The 19,072-nt window shown below is 56.3% G+C and carries 14 protein-coding genes and 2 pseudogenes; 7 read left to right on the top strand and 9 right to left on the bottom strand.

The window, feature by feature from the left end:
• The first annotated feature begins 39 nt into the window (after positions 1-39).
• From glyQ to AB4O05_RS04955, 4 genes are all read left to right on the top strand, one after another.
• Positions 40-993, top strand: coding sequence for a glycine--tRNA ligase subunit alpha (gene glyQ / locus AB4O05_RS04970; protein WP_003187265.1), 954 nt, complete (start codon positions 40-42; stop codon positions 991-993).
• Entirely contained in the window at positions 990-3,044 is a 2,055-nt protein-coding gene (glyS, locus tag AB4O05_RS04965) for a glycine--tRNA ligase subunit beta (protein WP_460132563.1), read from the top strand. Before glyQ ends, glyS begins: the two co-directional genes overlap by 4 nt.
• Positions 3,045-3,046: 2 nt before the next feature.
• Entirely contained in the window at positions 3,047-3,583 is a 537-nt protein-coding gene (gene gmhB, locus AB4O05_RS04960) for a D-glycero-beta-D-manno-heptose 1,7-bisphosphate 7-phosphatase (protein WP_460132565.1), read from the top strand.
• 83 nt (positions 3,584-3,666) lie between these two features.
• A complete protein-coding gene (locus tag AB4O05_RS04955) occupies positions 3,667-4,437 on the top strand; it encodes a lysophospholipid acyltransferase family protein (RefSeq protein ID WP_460132567.1) in 771 nt (256 codons plus the stop codon).
• A 179-nt stretch (positions 4,438-4,616) separates the two neighbouring features.
• Here AB4O05_RS04955 and AB4O05_RS04950 read toward each other — a convergent pair whose 3' ends face one another.
• Complete coding sequence (locus tag AB4O05_RS04950; RefSeq protein WP_460132569.1) at positions 4,617-6,899, bottom strand: CHASE2 domain-containing protein; 2,283 nt, start codon at positions 6,897-6,899, stop codon at positions 4,617-4,619.
• 413 nt (positions 6,900-7,312) lie between these two features.
• On the opposite strand from AB4O05_RS04950, the gene AB4O05_RS04945 reads away from it, so the two are divergent.
• Positions 7,313-8,035 (top strand): response regulator transcription factor, encoded by a 723-nt coding sequence (locus AB4O05_RS04945; RefSeq protein WP_460132571.1) that lies wholly within the window; start codon positions 7,313-7,315, stop codon positions 8,033-8,035.
• Between the two features lie 66 nt (positions 8,036-8,101).
• On the opposite strand, the gene AB4O05_RS04940 is transcribed toward AB4O05_RS04945, so the two are convergent.
• From AB4O05_RS04940 to AB4O05_RS04920, 5 genes are all read right to left on the bottom strand, one after another.
• Complete coding sequence (locus AB4O05_RS04940; protein ID WP_460132573.1) at positions 8,102-9,307, bottom strand: ISL3 family transposase; 1,206 nt, start codon at positions 9,305-9,307, stop codon at positions 8,102-8,104.
• A gap of 383 nt (positions 9,308-9,690) precedes the next feature.
• Positions 9,691-10,473, bottom strand: coding sequence for a PP2C family serine/threonine-protein phosphatase (locus tag AB4O05_RS04935; RefSeq protein WP_460132574.1), 783 nt, complete (start codon positions 10,471-10,473; stop codon positions 9,691-9,693).
• Between the two features lie 2 nt (positions 10,474-10,475).
• The gene (locus AB4O05_RS04930) at positions 10,476-11,150 is read right to left on the bottom strand and encodes a VWA domain-containing protein (RefSeq protein ID WP_460132576.1); all 675 of its coding nucleotides are present in this window, start codon (positions 11,148-11,150) and stop codon (positions 10,476-10,478) included.
• A 40-nt stretch (positions 11,151-11,190) separates the two neighbouring features.
• Positions 11,191-12,387, bottom strand: coding sequence for a protein kinase domain-containing protein (locus AB4O05_RS04925; RefSeq protein WP_460164843.1), 1,197 nt, complete (start codon positions 12,385-12,387; stop codon positions 11,191-11,193).
• A 53-nt stretch (positions 12,388-12,440) separates the two neighbouring features.
• Entirely contained in the window at positions 12,441-13,061 is a 621-nt protein-coding gene (locus tag AB4O05_RS04920; RefSeq protein ID WP_460164842.1) for a hypothetical protein, read from the bottom strand.
• An 844-nt stretch (positions 13,062-13,905) separates the two neighbouring features.
• On the opposite strand from AB4O05_RS04920, the pseudogene AB4O05_RS04915 reads away from it, so the two are divergent.
• Positions 13,906-14,063 (top strand): annotated as a pseudogene (locus AB4O05_RS04915) (helix-turn-helix domain-containing protein); the annotation flags it as partial.
• A 13-nt stretch (positions 14,064-14,076) separates the two neighbouring features.
• A pseudogene (locus AB4O05_RS04910) lies at positions 14,077-14,346 on the top strand (integrase core domain-containing protein); the annotation flags it as partial.
• Positions 14,347-14,399: 53 nt separating this feature from the next.
• Here the strand turns inward: AB4O05_RS04910 and gyrB are convergent.
• The 3 genes from gyrB to dnaN are packed head-to-tail and all read right to left on the bottom strand — an operon-like array spanning position 14,400 to position 19,049.
• Entirely contained in the window at positions 14,400-16,817 is a 2,418-nt protein-coding gene (gyrB, locus tag AB4O05_RS04905; RefSeq protein ID WP_460132580.1) for a DNA topoisomerase (ATP-hydrolyzing) subunit B, read from the bottom strand.
• Between the two features lie 4 nt (positions 16,818-16,821).
• Positions 16,822-17,925 (bottom strand): DNA replication/repair protein RecF, encoded by a 1,104-nt coding sequence (recF, locus tag AB4O05_RS04900; protein WP_122306927.1) that lies wholly within the window; start codon positions 17,923-17,925, stop codon positions 16,822-16,824.
• A 20-nt stretch (positions 17,926-17,945) separates the two neighbouring features.
• The gene (gene dnaN, locus AB4O05_RS04895) at positions 17,946-19,049 is read right to left on the bottom strand and encodes a DNA polymerase III subunit beta (protein WP_460132583.1); all 1,104 of its coding nucleotides are present in this window, start codon (positions 19,047-19,049) and stop codon (positions 17,946-17,948) included.
• Positions 19,050-19,072: the final 23 nt, after the last annotated feature.

Here is a 19,072-nt window from a genome sequence, read left to right as displayed (position 1 = left end):
CCGCTCTTTAAATCGCAGCCCAAGTAACAGGTGAATTTCGTGAGCCAGCCTACGCCAGCCGTGCGTACCTTCCAAGACTTGATCCTCGCCCTCCAGCAATACTGGGCCGAGCAAGGTTGTGTGGTACTTCAGCCCTACGATATGGAAGTAGGCGCCGGCACTTTCCACACCGCTACCTTCCTGCGGGCCATCGGCCCGGAAACCTGGAACGCCGCTTATGTGCAGCCCAGTCGTCGCCCGACTGACGGCCGCTACGGCGAGAACCCGAACCGTCTGCAGCACTACTACCAGTTCCAGGTAGTCCTGAAGCCAAACCCGGACAACTTCCAGGAACTGTACCTGGGCTCGCTGAAACACGTCGGCCTGGACCCGCTGGTCCACGACATCCGTTTTGTCGAAGACAACTGGGAGTCGCCAACCCTGGGCGCCTGGGGCCTGGGCTGGGAAGTCTGGCTCAATGGCATGGAAGTGACGCAGTTCACTTACTTCCAGCAAGCGGGCGGCATCGAGTGCTACCCGGTGACCGGCGAGATCACCTACGGCCTCGAGCGCCTGGCCATGTACCTGCAGGGCGTGGATTCGGTCTACGACCTGGTCTGGGCTGACGGCCCATTCGGCAAAGTGACCTACGGCGATGTGTTCCACCAGAACGAAGTGGAGCAATCGACCTACAACTTCGAGCACGCCAATGTCGACAAGCTGTTCGAACTGTTCGACTTCTATGAAAGCGAAGCCAAGCGCCTGATCGAACTGGACCAGCCGCTGCCGTTGCCGAGCTATGAAATGGTGTTGAAGGCATCCCATACCTTCAACCTGCTGGACGCCCGCCGTGCCATCTCGGTGACCGCGCGCCAGCAATACATCCTGCGTGTCCGCACCCTGGCGCGTTCCGTCGCCCAAGCCTACCTGCTGGCTCGCGCCAAGCTGGGCTTCCCGATGGCAACCCCGGACCTGCGTGATGAAGTGTTGGCTAAGCTGGAGGCTGCACAATGAGTGCTCAAGATTTTCTGGTTGAACTGGGCACCGAAGAGCTGCCACCCAAGGCGCTCAATACCCTGGCCGATGCCTTCCTGGCCGGTATCGAAAAAGGCCTGCAAAGCGCTGGCCTGAAGTTTGAAGCCAAGCACGTCTACGCCGCGCCACGTCGCTTGGCCGTGTTGCTGACCGCGCTGGAAACCCAGCAGCCGGACCGCAGCATCAACCTTGACGGCCCACCGCGCCAGGCTGCCTTCGACGCCGAAGGCAACCCCACCCAGGCCGCCCTTGGTTTTGCCAAGAAGTGTGGCGTGGAGCTGAGCGAGATCGACCAGAGCGGCCCGAAACTGCGTTTCAGCCAGGTTATCACCGGCAAGCCGACAGCGAGTCTGCTGCCGACTATTGTCGAAGACTCCCTGAACGACCTGCCGATCCCCAAGCGCATGCGCTGGGGGGCGCGCAAGGAAGAGTTCGTGCGCCCAACGCAGTGGCTGGTGATGCTGCTCGGTGACCAGGTCATCGATTGCACCATCCTCGCCCAGAAGGCCGGTCGCGATTCCCGTGGTCACCGCTTCCACCACCCGCAAAGCGTGCGCATCACCTCGCCGGCCAACTACCTCAACGATCTGCGTGCGGCCTACGTATTGGCCGACGCCAATGAGCGTCGCGAGCTGATCAGCAAGCGCACTGAAGAGCTGGCCCGCCTGCAGGAAGGCACCGCCATCGTGCCGCCAAGCCTGCTCGACGAAGTGACGGCCCTGGTTGAATGGCCAGTGCCGCTGGTGTGCTCGTTCGAAGAGCGCTTCCTCGACGTGCCGCAGGAAGCATTGATCACCACCATGCAGGACAACCAGAAGTACTTCTGCCTGCTGGACGTGGACGGCAAATTGCTGCCGCGTTTTATCACCGTGGCCAACATCGAAAGCAAGGACCCGCAGCAGATCATCGCCGGTAACGAGAAAGTCGTGCGCCCGCGCCTGACCGACGCCGAGTTCTTCTTCAAGCAAGACAAGAAGCAGAAGCTCGAAGATTTCAACCTGCGCCTGCAAAACGTGGTGTTCCAGGAAAAACTCGGCAGCGTCTACGACAAGGCTGTGCGTGTTTCCAAGCTGGCGGCCTACATCGCCCCACGCATTGGCGGCGACGCCGCCTGGGCCGCACGAGCCGGCTTGCTGTCCAAGTGCGACCTGGCCACCGAGATGGTCGGTGAGTTCCCTGAGATGCAAGGCGTTGCCGGCTACTACTACGCCCTCAACGACGGCGAAGCCGACGATGTTGCCCTGGCACTGAACGAGCAGTACATGCCGCGCGGTGCAGGCGCTGAGCTGCCAACCACCTTGACCGGCGCAGCCGTGGCCATTGCCGACAAGCTGGACACCCTGGTCGGCATCTTCGGTATCGGCATGCTGCCCACCGGTAGCAAAGACCCCTATGCCCTGCGCCGTGCAGCCCTGGGTGTGTTGCGCATCCTGATCGACAAGAAGCTCGACCTTGACCTGACCCAGGCCGTGGTGTTCGCCGTCGGCCAGTTCGGCGCCAAGGTCAAGCAAGCCGGCCTGGCCGAGCAAGTGCTGGAGTTTGTGTTCGACCGCCTGCGCGCGCGTTACGAAGACGAAGGCGTGGACGTTTCCGTCTACCTGTCGGTACGTGCCCTGCAACCGGGCTCGGCGCTGGACTTCGATCAGCGCGTACAAGCCGTACAGGCCTTCCGCAAACTGCCGGAAGCCGACGCCCTGGCCGCCGTGAACAAGCGTGTGTCGAACCTGCTGAGCAAGGCCGAAGGCCTGGGCAACGCCGACGTCGACCCAGGCCTGTTTGCCGATGCCAAGGAGTTCTCGCTGAACTCGGCCATCGCCAAGGCAGAAAATGCAGTGAAGCCGCTGATCGCCGAGCGCAACTATGCCGAAGCCCTGGCACGCCTGGCGACCTTGCGCGAGCCGGTGGATGCGTTCTTCGAAGCGGTGATGATCAATGCCGAAGATGCCGGCGTGCGGAAAAACCGCTACGCCATGCTGGCGCGTCTGCGCGGCTTGTTCGTGAACATCGCTGACATTTCGACGCTGAGCTGAGCATGTTGAAACTGCTGATTCTCGATCGGGACGGGGTGATCAATTACGACTCCGACGCTTACATCAAGTCGGTGGCCGAATGGGTGCCACTGCCCGGCTCGATCGAAGCCATCGCGCAGTTGAGCAAAGCCGGCTGGACGGTGGCCGTCGCCACCAACCAGTCCGGCATTGCACGTGGTTACTACGACATCGCTACCCTGGACGCCATGCACGCACGTTTGCGCACATTGGTGGCCGAGCAGGGCGGTGAGGTGGGGCTGGTGGTGTACTGCCCTCACGGGCCGGATGAAGGCTGCGATTGCCGCAAACCCAAGCCTGGCATGTTGAAAACCATTGCAGCACATTACAACGTGCCCTTGGCTGGGCTATGGTTCGTCGGGGACAGCCTCGGTGACCTGGAGGCGGCCAAAGCCGTCGACTCTCAGCCAGTTTTGGTAAAGACCGGGAAAGGCGAAAAGACCCAGGCGAAAAACCTGCCGGTTGGCACTTTGATTTTTGACGATCTGGCGGCGGTTGCCGCAGAACTTATCAACAACTAGCCGCCCTCGACTTCCTGGCCAAGGATTGTTCGGGAGTGCGCTTTTCAACAGTCGGGCCGTGTCCCGCAACGGTAAATGCCGCCATGTCGATCTTGCAGGCCATCAGAACCTTTTTCTTTTACCTGCTGCTGGGCACCAGTTCGCTTCTCTGGTGCACCCTGAGCTTTTTTATTGCGCCCTTTTTGCCGTTCAAGGCGCGCTATCGTTTTATCAACGTCTATTGGTGTCGCTGCGCCTTGTGGCTGACCAAGGTGTTCCTGAACATTCGTTTCGAGATCAAGGGCGCGCAAAACGTCCCGGACCAGCCTTGCGTGATTCTGTCGAACCACCAGAGCACCTGGGAGACGTTCTTCCTCTCGGCGTATTTCTCGCCGTTGAGCCAGGTACTCAAGCGCGAGCTGCTGTATGTGCCGTTCTTCGGCTGGGCCATGGCCATGTTGCGTCCGATCGCCATCGACCGTGACAACCCCAAAGCGGCGCTCAAGCATGTGGCCAAGAAGGGCGACGAGCTGCTCAAGGATGGTGTTTGGGTGCTGATCTTCCCGGAAGGTACGCGGGTGCCCTACGGCACATTGGGCAAGTTCTCGCGTGGCGGCACCGCCCTGGCGGTCAATGCCAACCTGCCGGTGTTGCCGATTGCACATAACGCCGGCAAGTTCTGGCCGAAGACGGGCTGGGCCAAGCGTGAAGGCACCATCACCGTGGTGATTGGCGAACCGATGTACGCAGAAGGCGAAGGACCACGTGCCATCGCCGCGCTGAATGACCGTGCCCAGGCCTGGAATGAAGCCCAACAACGGGCCATGGGTTCGCTGCCGCCGGAACCGGTGCTGGTCGACACACCTGTGATCTGAGCAATTGTGGATAACCTGTGTACGGTTTGTTAGCGAGTTTCTATTTTTTGCTTATAACCATATGATTTATTTACATATTTTATAAACCTATAAAAACGCGAAAATGGTGCATAAGTTTTTTCCAACATAAAAAATCGGTCCTGGTGACCGATTTTTTATGCACAGCGAAAAAGCACGTTTCAGGCATCTTCCAGCAAGGGCAATTGCAGAATAAAGGTAGTGCCTTTGCCCACGGTGCTTTCACAATCAATACGGCCACTGTGACGTTCCATGACCGCCTTGACCATGGTCAGCCCCAACCCCAAACCTTCGCTGCCCTGCGCCGAATCGAAACGCCGGTATTGGCTGAACAGCTCCGGCAGATCCTGCGCCGCTATCCCCGGGCCCTGGTCGCTGATGCGGCATTCCAACCAGCCTTGTGCGCTGCTGTGTCTCAACCTGACCGTGGTGCCGGAGGCGGAGTACTTGATCGCGTTCTCCAATATATTGAATAACGCACGGGTGAGCAGCGATTGATCGGCTGACACCATGCCTTCATCGGCCTCGTCCAAGTCGTGCACCAGATGAATCCCCTTGAGCTGGGCAACCACAGCCACTTGATCGAAGGCATCCATCACCAGCATCGCGAACAGCGTGGATTGGAACTGGTAACCGTCGGCCTCGGCTTTCGCCAGTTGCACGAACGATTCGGTGAGGTTCAAGGCCCGTCGCACTTGCTGCTCGATCTGGGCAAATACTGGCGACTGCGCGTTCTGCACATCCAACAGCGCAAGGATTGCCGAGTGCGGTGCACGCAGGTCGTGGGAGAGGAAACGCAACATGGTTTCCCGATGCTGCTGCGCGTTGCGCTCCTTGCTCAGGTCGGTGAGGCTCAGCAGCCAGCCCAGCGCGACATCACCTTCGGCCGGCAGCAAGGGGCCAAGCTCCATACGCAGACTACGCTGGTGGATATCACGGAACTCCACCAGCTCCAGCGCTGAGAGGGCAGGGCGCACGCCATCGTGCAGCGGCGGATAACCGAGGTCGGCCAGCTGCTCCAATAGGTTTTGGTTGACCAGGTTGTTGCCGAACACGTCACGGGCAACGCGGTTGGCCAGCAGGATATTACCCTTGGGGTCGGTGATCAGTGTCGCTACTGGCAGACATTCCAGGCCATCGGCCATAAACCGTCGGGTATCACGGGTGCGACTTACCGCTTGCTCCAGGGCAAAGATGCGCCCCTGGAGCACATCACCATGGCGGGCAGGTGCGCGACGGCGTTCGGGCAGCACTTTTGGCTCGTTATCCAGGCGCGCCAACTCCCAGCCAAAGTAGGCGAGAATGACGCTCAGGCGGCGCCAATTCCAGATCAGGTAGCTCAGTAGCAGGCCAATGAGGCAGGCCGCCGGCGACCACCAGTGACCCAGGCGCAGCAAGGTCAATGAGCCGAGCAGGGCGATGAGCATGCACCCCAGGGTCATCCCCAGCGCATAGCGTGGACGGTAGAGCAGCAGCCCCAGCAGCAAAGCCACCAGGGACGTCGCCATCAGTGCCGCCAGCCAGCCAGGCAAGTCGACAACACTGCGTTCCTGCAGCAGGCCATTGAGTACGTTGGCCTGGATTTCCACACCCGCACTGGTGCCGACCGTGGAGGAAATCGGCGTGACAAAACGTTCTGCCACCCCGGATGAGGTGGACCCCACCAGAATCAAACGGTTACGCAGGCGATCCGACGGTACCTCACCGTGTAGGACGCTGGCGTAGGACACACTCGGGAACTGAGCGTCGGCGGCAATGAAGGGGATACGAATCGCATGTTCCCGGAGCCAGGGCTGGGCACCCGGTTCCTTGGCCGCTCCCGGCATCGCAGAAAACTCTCCACTCATCACATAGGCCAGCCACGCCAACTGAGGTGCCGGGGCGTCGAGCGGGCCTTCGCGCAGGTACAGGCTGCGGACCACGCCATCATTGTCTGCCTCTACATTGATATGCCCAACGCCCTTGGCGCATTTGAGCAACGGCTGCATTTGCACACCGGGCTGGCTATAGCCCGCAGACCCTTCACGCACCAGCGGCAGCAACACATTGCCAGCATTGCAGACAGCGTCGGCCAGTCGTTTGTCGTTGGCAGGGTCGCCGGACTCGCTGAAGATCACGTCAAACAGGATAGCCGTCGGTTGCCCCGCGCTGAGGCGATCGATCAGGTCGGCGTGCAAGCTGCGCGGCCAAGGCCACCGGCCGAGTTTCTTGAGACTGGGGTCGTCGATGGTGACCAGCAGGATACGTGGGTCGACCGGCACGGGCGTCAGTCGGCGAAGGCTGTCATATAACGGGTTATTCAACGCCAGGCCCGGGCTCAACGACAGGTAAGCGGTGATGGGCAACAACAGCAGGCCGATCCACAGCCACTCGCGCACCAGACCACGGAACAGGCGCTGGGCATGGGTGGGTTGGCGTTTTTCGGGCTTGCCCCAGAGCGTCATGAGTCAGCGCGCCTGTGCTGTGGGTGGGTAGTAGAAAATGTCATAGATACCCGTTTCCCCTCCAGGCCGTGTTCATCGTAAGCCGACACACGCACGTGATAAAAAGACGCTTCGAGCCCAGTGAAGCTCACTTTGGGCGCAGTGGAAAAATTTTCCTGCTTGATGTGGTTGGCGATTCCATATCGGCGCACAAGAGTTTACGACAGCGCATGCGTCGGCTGATCCTTTTCCTTACGGGCAGGAGCCGGTATCTTTCCCACATAGGTATCGATGACATTCAATGGGGCATCGCCTATCGAGCCCAGCGTACCGAGAGATCCAAGGGGTCGTCGAATCTGAGCACATTTCTTCAGATTCAACGACCGGCATCTGCGGTAATAACGTGAGCACCCTTAAAAGAAAGGACCCTTTCCATGCGTGTCGCAATACTGGACGACGAGCCCGCGGAGTTGCGCCGGGTAGAACAGACACTGCGACAAATCCCCGGCACCGCCGAACAGCCCTGGACCCTGCATTGCTTCGAGCGCGGTGAGGACCTGCTGCGTCAATTGCGGCGCGAAACGTTTGACCTGCTGATACTCGACTGGCAGCTGCCCGACATCACCGGCATTGCTCTGCTGCGCTGGACGCGAGAGCACATGGAGTCACCACCCGCCGTCATCATGCTCACCAGCCGCGATGCCGAGAGCGATATTGTCACCGCACTGAACAACGGTGCCGACGACTACGTCAGCAAACCCTTTCGCCCCAATGAACTGAAAGCCCGAGTCATAGCCGTACTGCGTCGACAGGGCCTGCGCAAATCGGCGACCCACGAAGTGCAAAGCTTCAACGACCTGACCTTCGACGATGCCGAGTTGACCGTCACCCGTGCAGGAAAACCTATCAACCTCACGGAGCGTGAATACCGCCTGGCGAGTTGCCTGTTCGCCAACCTGGCCCGACCGCTGTCGCGCGAGTATCTGTATGAACGCTTCTGGAGCCATGAAGAAATGGTCTCGTCGCGGCCGTTGGACACGCATATCTATCGGTTGCGCAATAAGCTGGGGCTCACGGCGGATCGTGGTTGGCAGCTATTGACGATCTACGGCTATGGGTACCGGTTGGAGAGTGTGGCGACGGCGTCCAACGGCTGAGAATGGCGATGTTCCACGTGGAGCATTTCGATAAAGCGTGAGTTCTGCACCCATAAAAAAGGTTCTTCACGGATTGCCGGGAAAGACGCTCTTGATCTTCATGAAAAAGAATTCGCTGTCCCGGTAACCGTACGCCATTCGTTTGATGACCTTTATTCGATTGTTTATTCCTTCCAACTGACCAGTGTGCATTGGCCAGCGTACCCGGCTCACGATGCCCCGCAAGTAGCCCTTTAATCGCTTTGCGAACTGGATCAGTGCGGGTATTTCGCTTTCTTGAGCGTGACGCAGCCACTGCTTCCAGGCTGATCTCCAGTCCCAGGCATCGCTCGGCGCCCAGAGCATTTTGAGCTCGGCCTTCATCAAGTAGACCGTCATTAACGATTGGTTAGCGGCCAGCAGATCCTGTAAATGAACCTGCTGTTCCGGCTTTTTCAGGTTCTCCGGGTTACGCAATAGCAACCATCGCGCTTGCTTTATGACCTTTCGAGCGGGCTTGTCATGGCGCAGTCGGTTCGCCTCGTCAACGCGAACACGATCAATCACTTCTCGGCCATATTTGGCGACCACATGGAAAAGGTCATAAATCACCCGTGCTTTTGGGCAGTGTTGGCGAACCTCCAGGTCATAAGCCGTGTTCATGTCCATCGCTACCGCTTCAATTCGGGCGCACCCTTCTGGCCCCAGCTCTTCGAAAAACGGTCTGACTGCCGCTCGGCTACGGCCTTCGCCGATCCAAAGCACTCGCCGAGTATCAGCGTCCAACACCACGCTGGCGTAGCGATGACCTTTGAATAACGCGAACTCGTCCATTATCAAGCGCCGTGGCTGGGCCTTGGGTAAGGCACTCAACGCCGCTTGCAGAGCGCGCCGCTCCAGCAACCGAACGGTGTCCCAGTGCAGCCCGAACATTTGCGCAACATGCAGTGTAGGAAGGCGTTCGCAGGCTTGAATAACGGCCTCTGCCAGCCGGCGCGTCATGCGGGCATAGCGATCCAGCCAACTGACGACCTCCATGCGCTTGCCACAATCACGGCAGCCAACACGCCTGAGTTGCACGTTGAGGCGGACTGCGCGACCGAGAATCGGCAAGTCACGCACGACTCGATCGCAGTATTCATGAGTTGTTGGACAGAGCTTTTGGCAGCCACCACAGGTGGGAAATCGCGTGGCCTGGGGGATCAGGTCGATTTGAAGGGCATCGCCGTCAGGTTTGATCGCGACGACAGAAAAGCCCTCCCAAAAGGGAAGGAAAGTATTAATATCGCGCATAAGAACGCCGGTTTTTTAGATGTGTTTGCTCGCACGAACATCATCCATCAAATCGGCGTTCTTGTTTCTGTGTTTCCCGGGATTCCGTGAAGAACCATAAAAAAGGCCAACGCTAATAAGCGTTGGCCTTTTGTTTTAGCGAGTTATCTCTGGATGTAGGTGGGCAAAGTTAATTGGCCTTGACACGACTAAAAACTGGCCATTTGCCTGCCGGGATCGTTTAGCGAAGCAGGATGTTTTGTTTTGCGCGATCTAACCGAGTTTGATGACGTACGAATATCTCGCAACCGTCATGAGTCGCATCAATGGCGCCTGTCAAGATTGAAAGTCCTGACAGGCTCCACGTGGATCAACAGGGGAGATGCGTTGATTTGTCGTACTCTTCACCTTCCTATCACTGGTGCGAATCCCAGTATGGCAATCGAGCAATCGTCTGAAGTTTTACGGGCAAAATTCTGTTCCAAGTTGAGGCGTATAACCTTTTTCATCCGGCCTGAAGTAAGGGAACTGTTCCAATCGAATAGTCTCTTCAATCCGTCTTGCGCCGGAGACTTAGTTGATCGGAGATAAAGACTTTCTGCAGTACCATCACTCATAATTGCGAATGCTGAAAGGTGGCCACTTTCCCCTTTGTACAATCGCATACGACTGCTTGCAGAGAGGTCAGTGACAAAGACAGTAGTATTTGCATACTCGCCATTATCTGGGTGCGCCAGGGCAACAATAGAGCCGTCATCTTTCAACTGCGCAATGAATCCATCTCCTAGATGGCCAGCCAAAAAGCGCCCCTTGGAATGCGCGACAAACAGCAGGGTACTCGCAAGGTCGTTCAACGTGCATTGCTGTTTTTTCGCTTCACGTTGCAATGCGATCAAGCAGTGGGAAAGCACATCTTGGACGGCCACTGCTGGGTCAGTCTCGGTCTTCGCCCATAGGTCATCAAATTTCTGAGCGAGAAGACGATTGACTGTTTTAACGACCGTTTGGGCGCCGTATTCTGATTTGGATCTGGAACCCGCGCCATCTGCCAGCGCTATACATCCAAACTCTGGGTGATTTCGTACTGCAGCGTAGTCCTGGCACGGCGTATTATCTTTGGCATGCGACCTACCAGCGATACGCCCATGAGAAGTTTTGTAACGATACCCCTCAAAAGTTTCGGCCATATTCAGACCTGCCCCCAGGCTTCGATACCAGCAACGTCAAGCTGTACTGCCTCACCAGGTGTGGATTGCGATACGCGCGACACGCTTCTGCTGAGCCACAGGAAAAACTCCTTAAAGTTCAGCCCTTTCAACCGCAGCGGAGGGCGACCAGGAGAGAGAGCAGACAATGTCTCAAGGTTTGCACCCGCGCCAATAGCAATAGGAAAGACTGTCAGTTTTTTCGATCCTGCCAGACTTTTGATCCTCGAACTGGCAACAGAAATATCATCTGTAGGTTCACCATCAGTCATGATGACCATCCAAGGTTGGTAATAGTCCACGCCAGCTCGTCTGTACTCCTCCTTTCGAGCGTCCAGCAAGTCAAGCGCCATATTAACGCCTTGCCCCATTGCAGTAGTACCGTCTGCAACTAGCGCTGGAACATCCTGACGCTCAATTGACATGAAATCGACAGCGCGCTGCGCGGTGCTTCCGAACGTTACAACGCAGATCTCCGCTGCATATTGAGCAACATCATCCTCTCGAATGGCGTCGAAGAACATCTGAACACCTGATTGGAGCTCCTGTATAGGCTCGCCCCCCATGGAGCCACTCACGTCGAGTACAAGACAGATCGGGACTCGAGCAGTGGGGTTCTCAACAAGCTCTTCTTGCCGAATCAGAAATTCTTCCTTCATGTACTTCTTCTCCTAGTTAGCGAATTATTTACGCTGAGTGTTACTTGAAAAAGTTATTAAGAATGAAGCCCAAAATACTCATTCCAACATTCGGCTGGTCAGCAGGTCGTGAGTAAGAGGGTTTCGGAGTTGGTTTTGGAGCTGCCGGACGAGCAGATGCAGTCTGTGGTCTCGGGGGAGTGCTGGGACGATTCGGACGGGCGTGGGTGGTGGCAGAAGCTTTATAGCCTAACTGATCTACTTCCCTTCGACTTTGGTTGGCTAAACGTGTCAGCTTACTTTTTTGCGTACATTCCGGACACCAGGCCATCCGGCCCTGCTGTTTGAGCTTCTCCACCCAACTCTTAGAATTGATGTGCTTACTTTGACATTTATCGCACACTACTTCGATAGGATCACGGATCTTATAAAACGTCGACGGAAACAAGTCGTCCGACACGTGCCCCTTTTCTAGCGAATAGAGGTATTTTTTCATCAGCGTAATCCATTCGCTGACGGAAACCCTTTCATTCAGCCGAAACGTTTTATGGAATGCCTCACGAAGACCGAAAGGCAGGTGATTCCAGATTAGCTGCCAAGGGCCCTGCGGAGCATTCTTTCCAGTAAATTGCTGATCATCCTTAGTGAACCGATACGGGAAATCCATCGCTTTGATGTTGTCGGAGGGGGTACCGCCACCTTGCTGAGAATAGGGTGGCTTGCCTGGGTGCAGAATCATAAACAGCATGGTAGCGACTGCGAATAACTCATGCTCCTTCGTTCTCAGGTAGGTGCTATAACTCGTTCCTTGAATCTCCGGTGCGGTAAAGTTCACGGTCCCGACGGGACATGGGAATGCTTCAATTTGGAAGCTATCGGTATCAACCAGCCAAAGCTCGGAGCTATTTTTTGTAACCAAGAAGTTCAGTGGATTGATATCACCGACGATAATATTCAGGCTGTGAAGAAAACGCACATGCTCAAGAAAAGACATGCAGACTTTTGCAAGATCACGTCGTGTCCAATGTGGAAAATTTTTCTCTAGGACTGGTTTGACGAACATCGACGTCTGCATCGTTTTACCGTCCGCTCGTGGCATGGTGTAGCCAACGAACTCCTTGTGCTCATTGAGCACAAGATCGCTGGGCCAGCAGATACCACGTTGCATGATCTTACGGCTCGCCATCAGCTCAATTTTACGCCGTTTCAGCTCAGTGAGCTTGTTGGCGTGATAGATTTTGCAAACCTCAGCCGGCACGCCAGTTTCGTAAATGACCCCTTCACCACCCGAGCTAATCTGCTTACCAAGTCTCAGCGTCCTGCCGGAACTCGTCGTGACGACAGATCCTGTGGCTGGGCGCGAACGCACTGCAATGGAGGTGTCAGCAGTATTAGTTGGAGAAGCACAAAGCAGGAAAGGTTTGACCCCCCTTTTTGAGAGGCATTGGCATCCGGTGCTTTTTCTTGGACTTTTGGAGATTTTGACTCTGTTGGGCCCGTCCATAGATATGTCGTAATACCTCTGGACTCTGCATACCGCTTGGTTTGATTACTGCTTGTTATCAAGACCATCCCGTAGTCAGTGGCGACATCAATCAACCTTGCAGTGATTGAGCTGAGGTGTGCATTTTCACGGATGACCACGTATACCGGGCCGCCCTCAAAGTGACCTTGATCGAGCTTATCACCGGAAACTAATTGCTCGCCGCCGGGTAGCATAGTTACGGTGGTTCTCTCCCCTGATCCGACTTCCCCGAGAAAGTATCGAGCGTTCCTGCCTCCCTCATCGTCGCTACTCTGACGATCTAAGAGCGCCTGGAGGGTGAAGCCTGTGATGATCGGAATTCCGTTTTTTTGACGAATCCTAGAGATGACCTTTGGATCTGCGAACAATATGTCGCCATCAATCAGAATTTTTCTGCGTACTGTCATAGGCGCTCATCGTGTCCTTACTTTGAATTCAACTTACGGGATCAATTAGGTACAGGTCAGATTGAGAGCTTGGGCCTCCAGACCAGCTTTTGCTCCAAGGGCTGCGAGGCTAGGGGTGCCAAGGAATACATCGCAACAGAACTGATATGCAAAACGGTTCCTGTCGCTTTGACAGCCTCATCGGTGACATCGCTAAGCTCGCTATGTGGTTAATCTGACCCTGTTTTCCATTGGCCTCCTAGCCACTTCACAGTCGCCATAAAGTCACCACGACAAAAAACGCACTCACCACAAAGCTAGCAAGCTGATGAACGCTCGCATGTGGTCCAAGGGCTAGATCAAAAGCCAAGTATCAGAATGCCACTACTGAGCCGCCTAAGGGAATCGCTATTTACATCAAAACGAGCGTTTAGGTTCTGCAGTGCTGCGACATCCACTGACGGTGGTGACGCAGTCGGCAAATGAAATGGCCGGAAGGATTCTCTATCCTGAAATGTCAGGGGCTCCATCTGGTGAACTACTTCTACCAACCATATTGATTAGGTACTTCGATACTAAGTCCAGCAACTCATCCGCCCTATGGGTAAGGGGATCCAGCCAATCTACTTTGACCCTGGCCCACTGTGCATAAGCGAGCTGCTCCTGGGTCGGCACTCCCGAACCATAGGTTTTTTTCTCTAATTCAAGGAGATATTGCCGTAGTAAATTTGCCCGCCGCCAATTATTGGCGTCGTCTTCAAGCCGCTGTAGCTTTTTCCTTTCCGCATCCTGCAGTGCTTTTTGTAGTGGTCTGTCCCGTCCTGAATAAGGTTTACGCCTTCTGACCTATCTTCAGGAAGAGTCAATGGATTCGGGCAAAAGGCGGAGCCAGCGTGACTACACGCTAGCCTTTAAATTATCGGTCGTAGACCAGGTCGAAAAGGGCGAGTTGAGTTATAAGGAGGCTCACGGCGCTACGGCATTCAGGGCCGGTCCACGGTACTGGTCTGGCTACGCAAGCATTTAGAAGGGCATCCGCGGAGCCCAATACTGCTCTGAACTTTATCAACGCTTGCACGCGAGTCACGGCGTCAGATGCTCAATGACCGACGGTTATGACTGCTACCAGAATGCTCTGGCGGAGAGGATAAACGGCATTTTGAAGACCGAGTTCCTGCTGTATCGCCCTAAAAATCTGGCGGAAGCAGTGAAAACGGTGGATGAGTCGGTGCTGATCTACAACGGGGAACCGCTACACCTATCCCTGAAATACAAAACGCCCGATGCGGTGCATAGGGCGTTTTGAGATTGAAACAGGTGTAAACCTATTTCAGGACTAGACAGCGAGTTATCTCTGGATCAGAAGTCCAGGTTGGAAACCGCCAAGGCATTGCTTTCGATGAAGTCACGACGAGGTTCAACCGCATCACCCATCAGGGTATTGAAGATCTGGTCCGCGCCAATGGCATCCTCGATGGTCACGCGCAGCATGCGACGCTGGGCAGGATCCATCGTGGTTTCCCACAGTTGATCCGGGTTCATTTCGCCCAGACCTTTGTATCGCTGAATGGTGTGGCGCTTGGTGCTTTCGGCCATCAGCCAGTCAAGGGCTTCCTTGAATTCCTTGACCTGCTTCTTGCGTTCACCACGTTGAATATAAGCACCATCGTCCAGCAGGGTGTTCAGCTGTGCGCCCAAGGTCACTACGGTCTTGTAGTCGTTGCTGCCGAAGAAGTCACGGTTGAAGGTGACGTAGTTCGACAGGCCGTGGGAGATCAATTCGACCTCCGGCAGCCAGACATTACGTTCACGGTCTTCACGCAGGCTGGCCTTGTAGACCAGGCCAGATTTCTCGACAGTGCGCAGACGCACTTCGTACTGGGCCAGCCAATCCTGCATATGTGCATGATCGCCCAGCTGCTCCAGGCTCACGGCCGGCAGGTAGATGAAGTGCTCAGTCAGCTCCTGGGGGTAGAGGCGCGACAGACGCTTAAGGGTCTTCATGACCATACGGAAGTCGTTAACCAGGCGCTCCAGCGCCTCACCGGCGATGCCCGGCGCTTCGTCGTTCAAGTGCAAACTGGCATCTTCGAGGGCCGACTGCGTCATGTACTCTTCCATGGCGTCGTCGTCTTTGATGTATTGCTCTTGCTTGCCCTTTTTGACTTTGTACAACGGCGGCTGAGCGATGTAGATGTAGCCACGCTCGATCAGCTCCGGCAACTGACGGAAGAAGAACGTCAGCAGCAGGGTACGGATGTGCGAACCGTCGACGTCAGCATCGGTCATGATGATGATGTTGTGGTAGCGCAGCTTGTCGATGTTGTATTCGTCACGGCCAATACCGCAGCCCAACGCCGTGATCAAGGTGCCGACTTCCTGGGAGGAAATCATCTTGTCGAAGCGCGCCTTCTCGACGTTGAGGATCTTGCCCTTCAACGGCAGGATGGCCTGGGTACGGCGGTTGCGACCCTGCTTGGCGGAACCGCCAGCAGAGTCACCTTCCACCAGATACAGTTCGGAGAGGGCAGGGTCCTTCTCCTGGCAGTCAGCCAGTTTGCCCGGCAGGCCGGCGATATCCAGCGCGCCTTTACGACGGGTCATCTCACGGGCCTTACGCGCCGCTTCACGGGCACGCGCGGCGTCGATCATCTTGCCGACAACCAGCTTGGCTTCGTTCGGGTTTTCCAACAGGAAGTCGGAGAAGTACTTGCCCATTTCCTGTTCCACTGCGGTCTTCACTTCGGAAGACACCAGCTTGTCTTTGGTCTGGGAGCTGAACTTGGGGTCTGGTACTTTCACCGAAATAATCGCGGTGAGACCTTCACGGGCATCGTCACCGGTCGTGGCGACTTTATGCTTCTTGGCCAGGCCTTCGGCTTCGATGTAATTGTTCAGGTTACGCGTCAGTGCTGAACGGAAACCCACCAGGTGAGTACCGCCGTCTCGCTGTGGAATGTTGTTGGTGAAGCACAACAGGTTCTCGTTAAAGCTGTCGTTCCACTGCAGGGCGATTTCCACGCCGATGCCGTCTTCACGCTGGATGTTGAAGTGGAACACCTGGTTGACCGCAGTCTTGTTGGTGTTCAGGTATTCAACGAAGGCACGCAAGCCGCCTTCATACTTGAACAGCTCTTCCTTGCCGCTGCGTTCGTCCTTAAGGACGATGCCCACACCGGAGTTGAGGAAGGACAGCTCACGAATACGCTTGGCCAGGATGTCCCAGCTGAAGTGGATATTCTTGAAAGTCTCAGCCGAAGGCTTGAAGTGGATCTGGGTACCGGTGGTCTCGCTGTCGCCGACGATTTTCATCGGTTCCTGTGGAACACCGTGCACGTAAGTCTGTTCCCAGATCTTGCCGCTACGGCGGACGGTCAGGATCAGCTCTTCAGACAGCGCGTTCACTACCGACACACCTACACCGTGCAAACCGCCGGAGACTTTATAGGAGTTGTCGTCGAACTTACCGCCAGCGTGGAGCACGGTCATGATGACCTCTGCCGCCGATACGCCTTCTTCTTTATGCACGTCTACCGGGATGCCACGACCGTTGTCGCGCACGGTAATGGATTCGTCCGGGTGGATGATGATGCTGATGTCGTCGCAGTGACCGGCCAGGGCTTCGTCGATGGAGTTGTCGACCACCTCGAACACCATGTGGTGCAGACCGCTACCGTCATCAGTGTCGCCAATGTACATACCGGGACGTTTGCGTACGGCATCCAAACCTTTCAGCACTTTGATGCTGGTCGAGTCGTACGTGTTTTCTTCGCTCATGCCTTCACTCCCGATGGTCGTGGGTCTGGGTGATACGGCCTTGTTCCACGTGGAACAAAGCGACTGGCGTTTCCGTCTGCCAGCCTTCCCTCAATAATTCGTGGTCTACACAGGTGATAAACACCTGGCAGCGTAAGTCTTCCAACAAGCGGCATAACGCACGGCGGTGTTGCTCGTCGAGTTCGGACGGCAAGTCATCCACCAGATAAATACACTGACCACGTCGAGCTTGGCTAACCAGATGGCCCTGGGCGATGCGCAACGCGCACACCACCAACTTTTGCTGGCCACGGGACAAGATATCCGCGGCATTATGAGCACCTAATCTAAGGCGCAAATCAGCTCGCTGAGGGCCGGCCTGGGTATGACCGATTTGCTGATCCCGATGCAAGGAGGTGGCGAGCACTGCACTCAGTTCACGCTCTTTGTCCCAACCGCGGTAGTAACTCAGCGTCAGCCCCTCGAGATCCAGTAACTCACTCAAGGTCTGCTCAAAGACTGGTTTCAAGGCTTTGATATAGGCGCGGCGGTATTCATCTATTTCATCGCTGGCCAGGCACAGTTCCCGGTCCCAGGCCGCTTGCGAAGCGGCGTCAAGTGTACCATGCCGCAGCCACGAGTTCCGCTGCCGCAGGGCCTTCTGCAGGCGCTGCCAAGTGGCCATGAATCGTGGTTCCACGTGGAACACTCCCCAGTCAAGGAACTGCCTGCGGATTTTCGGTGCCCCTTCCAACAGGCGGAAGCTATCTGGGTTGATTAATTGCAGGGGCAGGATTTCCGCCAACTGGGCTGCGCTGCGCGCATTTTGCCCATCAATGCGAATCTGGAATTCTCCACCACGATCACGGGATATCCCCAGGCTGCTGTGCCCACCTTCTGCAAGTTCAACCTGGCCAAATACCGTGCACGCCAGTTGCTCGTACTGGATCACCGGCAACAGGCGGGCGCTGCGAAAGGAACGCGCGAGCCCCAACAAATGAATGGCTTCCAGCACGCTGGTTTTGCCACTGCCGTTGGCGCCGTGGAGGATATTGATGCGGGGAGAGGGAGAGAAGGTCACCGGGTGCAGATTGCGCACCGCGGTGACCGAGACGCGACTGAGGGACATCTAGCTTCTGCTGAGCATGATTACAGGCGCATCGGCATGACAACGTAAGCCGAGTCGTCGTTATCGGATTCCTGTACCAGGGCGCTGCTGTTGGAGTCGGACAGAATCAGGCGAACCTGTTCGGTGGTCATCACACCCAATACGTCGAGCAAGTAGCTCACGTTGAAACCGATTTCCAACGAACCACCGTTATAGTCGACGCCCACTTCTTCTTCGGCTTCTTCCTGCTCAGGGTTATTGGCCTGGATTTTCAATTGACCATTGGCCAGCTGCAGCCGAATACCCCGATACTTCTCGTTAGACAGAATCGCCGTACGGCTGAACGCTTCACGTAGGGCCTGGCGATCACCGATCACCAGCTTGTCACCGCCTTTAGGCAGTACGCGCTCGTAATCCGGGAACTTGCCGTCGACCAGCTTGGACGTAAAAGTGAACTCGCCGGTGGTGGCGCGAATGTGATGCTGACCCAGCACGATGCTGACATTGCCATCCGGCTCGGTGAGCAGGCGGGCCAGTTCAAGGATACCTTTACGCGGCACGATCACCTGATGACGATCCGGTTGACCGATATCGGCACGCATGGAGCACATCGCCAGGCGGTGGCCGTCGGTAGCAACAGCGCGGATAACACCTTCAGACACTTCCAGCAGCATACCGTTGAGGTAGTAGCGCACATCCTGCTGCGCCATGGCAAAGCTGGTGCGCTCGATCAGGCGGCGCAACTTGCTTTGCTCCAGGCTGCAGGTCAGCGAGCCTGGGCCTTCTTCCACCGTTGGGAAGTCATTGGCTGGCAACGTCGACAAGGTGAAGCGGCTGCGACCGGCCTTGACCACCAATTTCTGCTCATCAACCCGGATGTCGATCAGCGCATCGTTCGGCAGACTTTTGCAGATATCCATCAGCTTGCGTGCGGGCACAGTGATCTCGCCAGGTTCGGCGGGTTCTTCCAGCTGGACGCGGCCAACCAGTTCCACTTCAAGGTCGGTACCGGTCAGGGATAATTGCTGGCCTTCGACAACCAGCAAGACGTTGGAGAGTACCGGCAAGGTCTGTCGGCGCTCGACGACGCCTGCGACCAGTTGCAGGGGTTTCAACAGGGCTTCGCGTTGAATGGTGAAATGCATGGTCTAGTCCCTTGCCTTAATAA

Source organism: Pseudomonas sp. S1_G07 (assembly GCF_054668565.1).
Note: the sequence above shows the minus strand (reverse complement) of the source record. Positions and strands in the feature narration are given on the sequence as shown.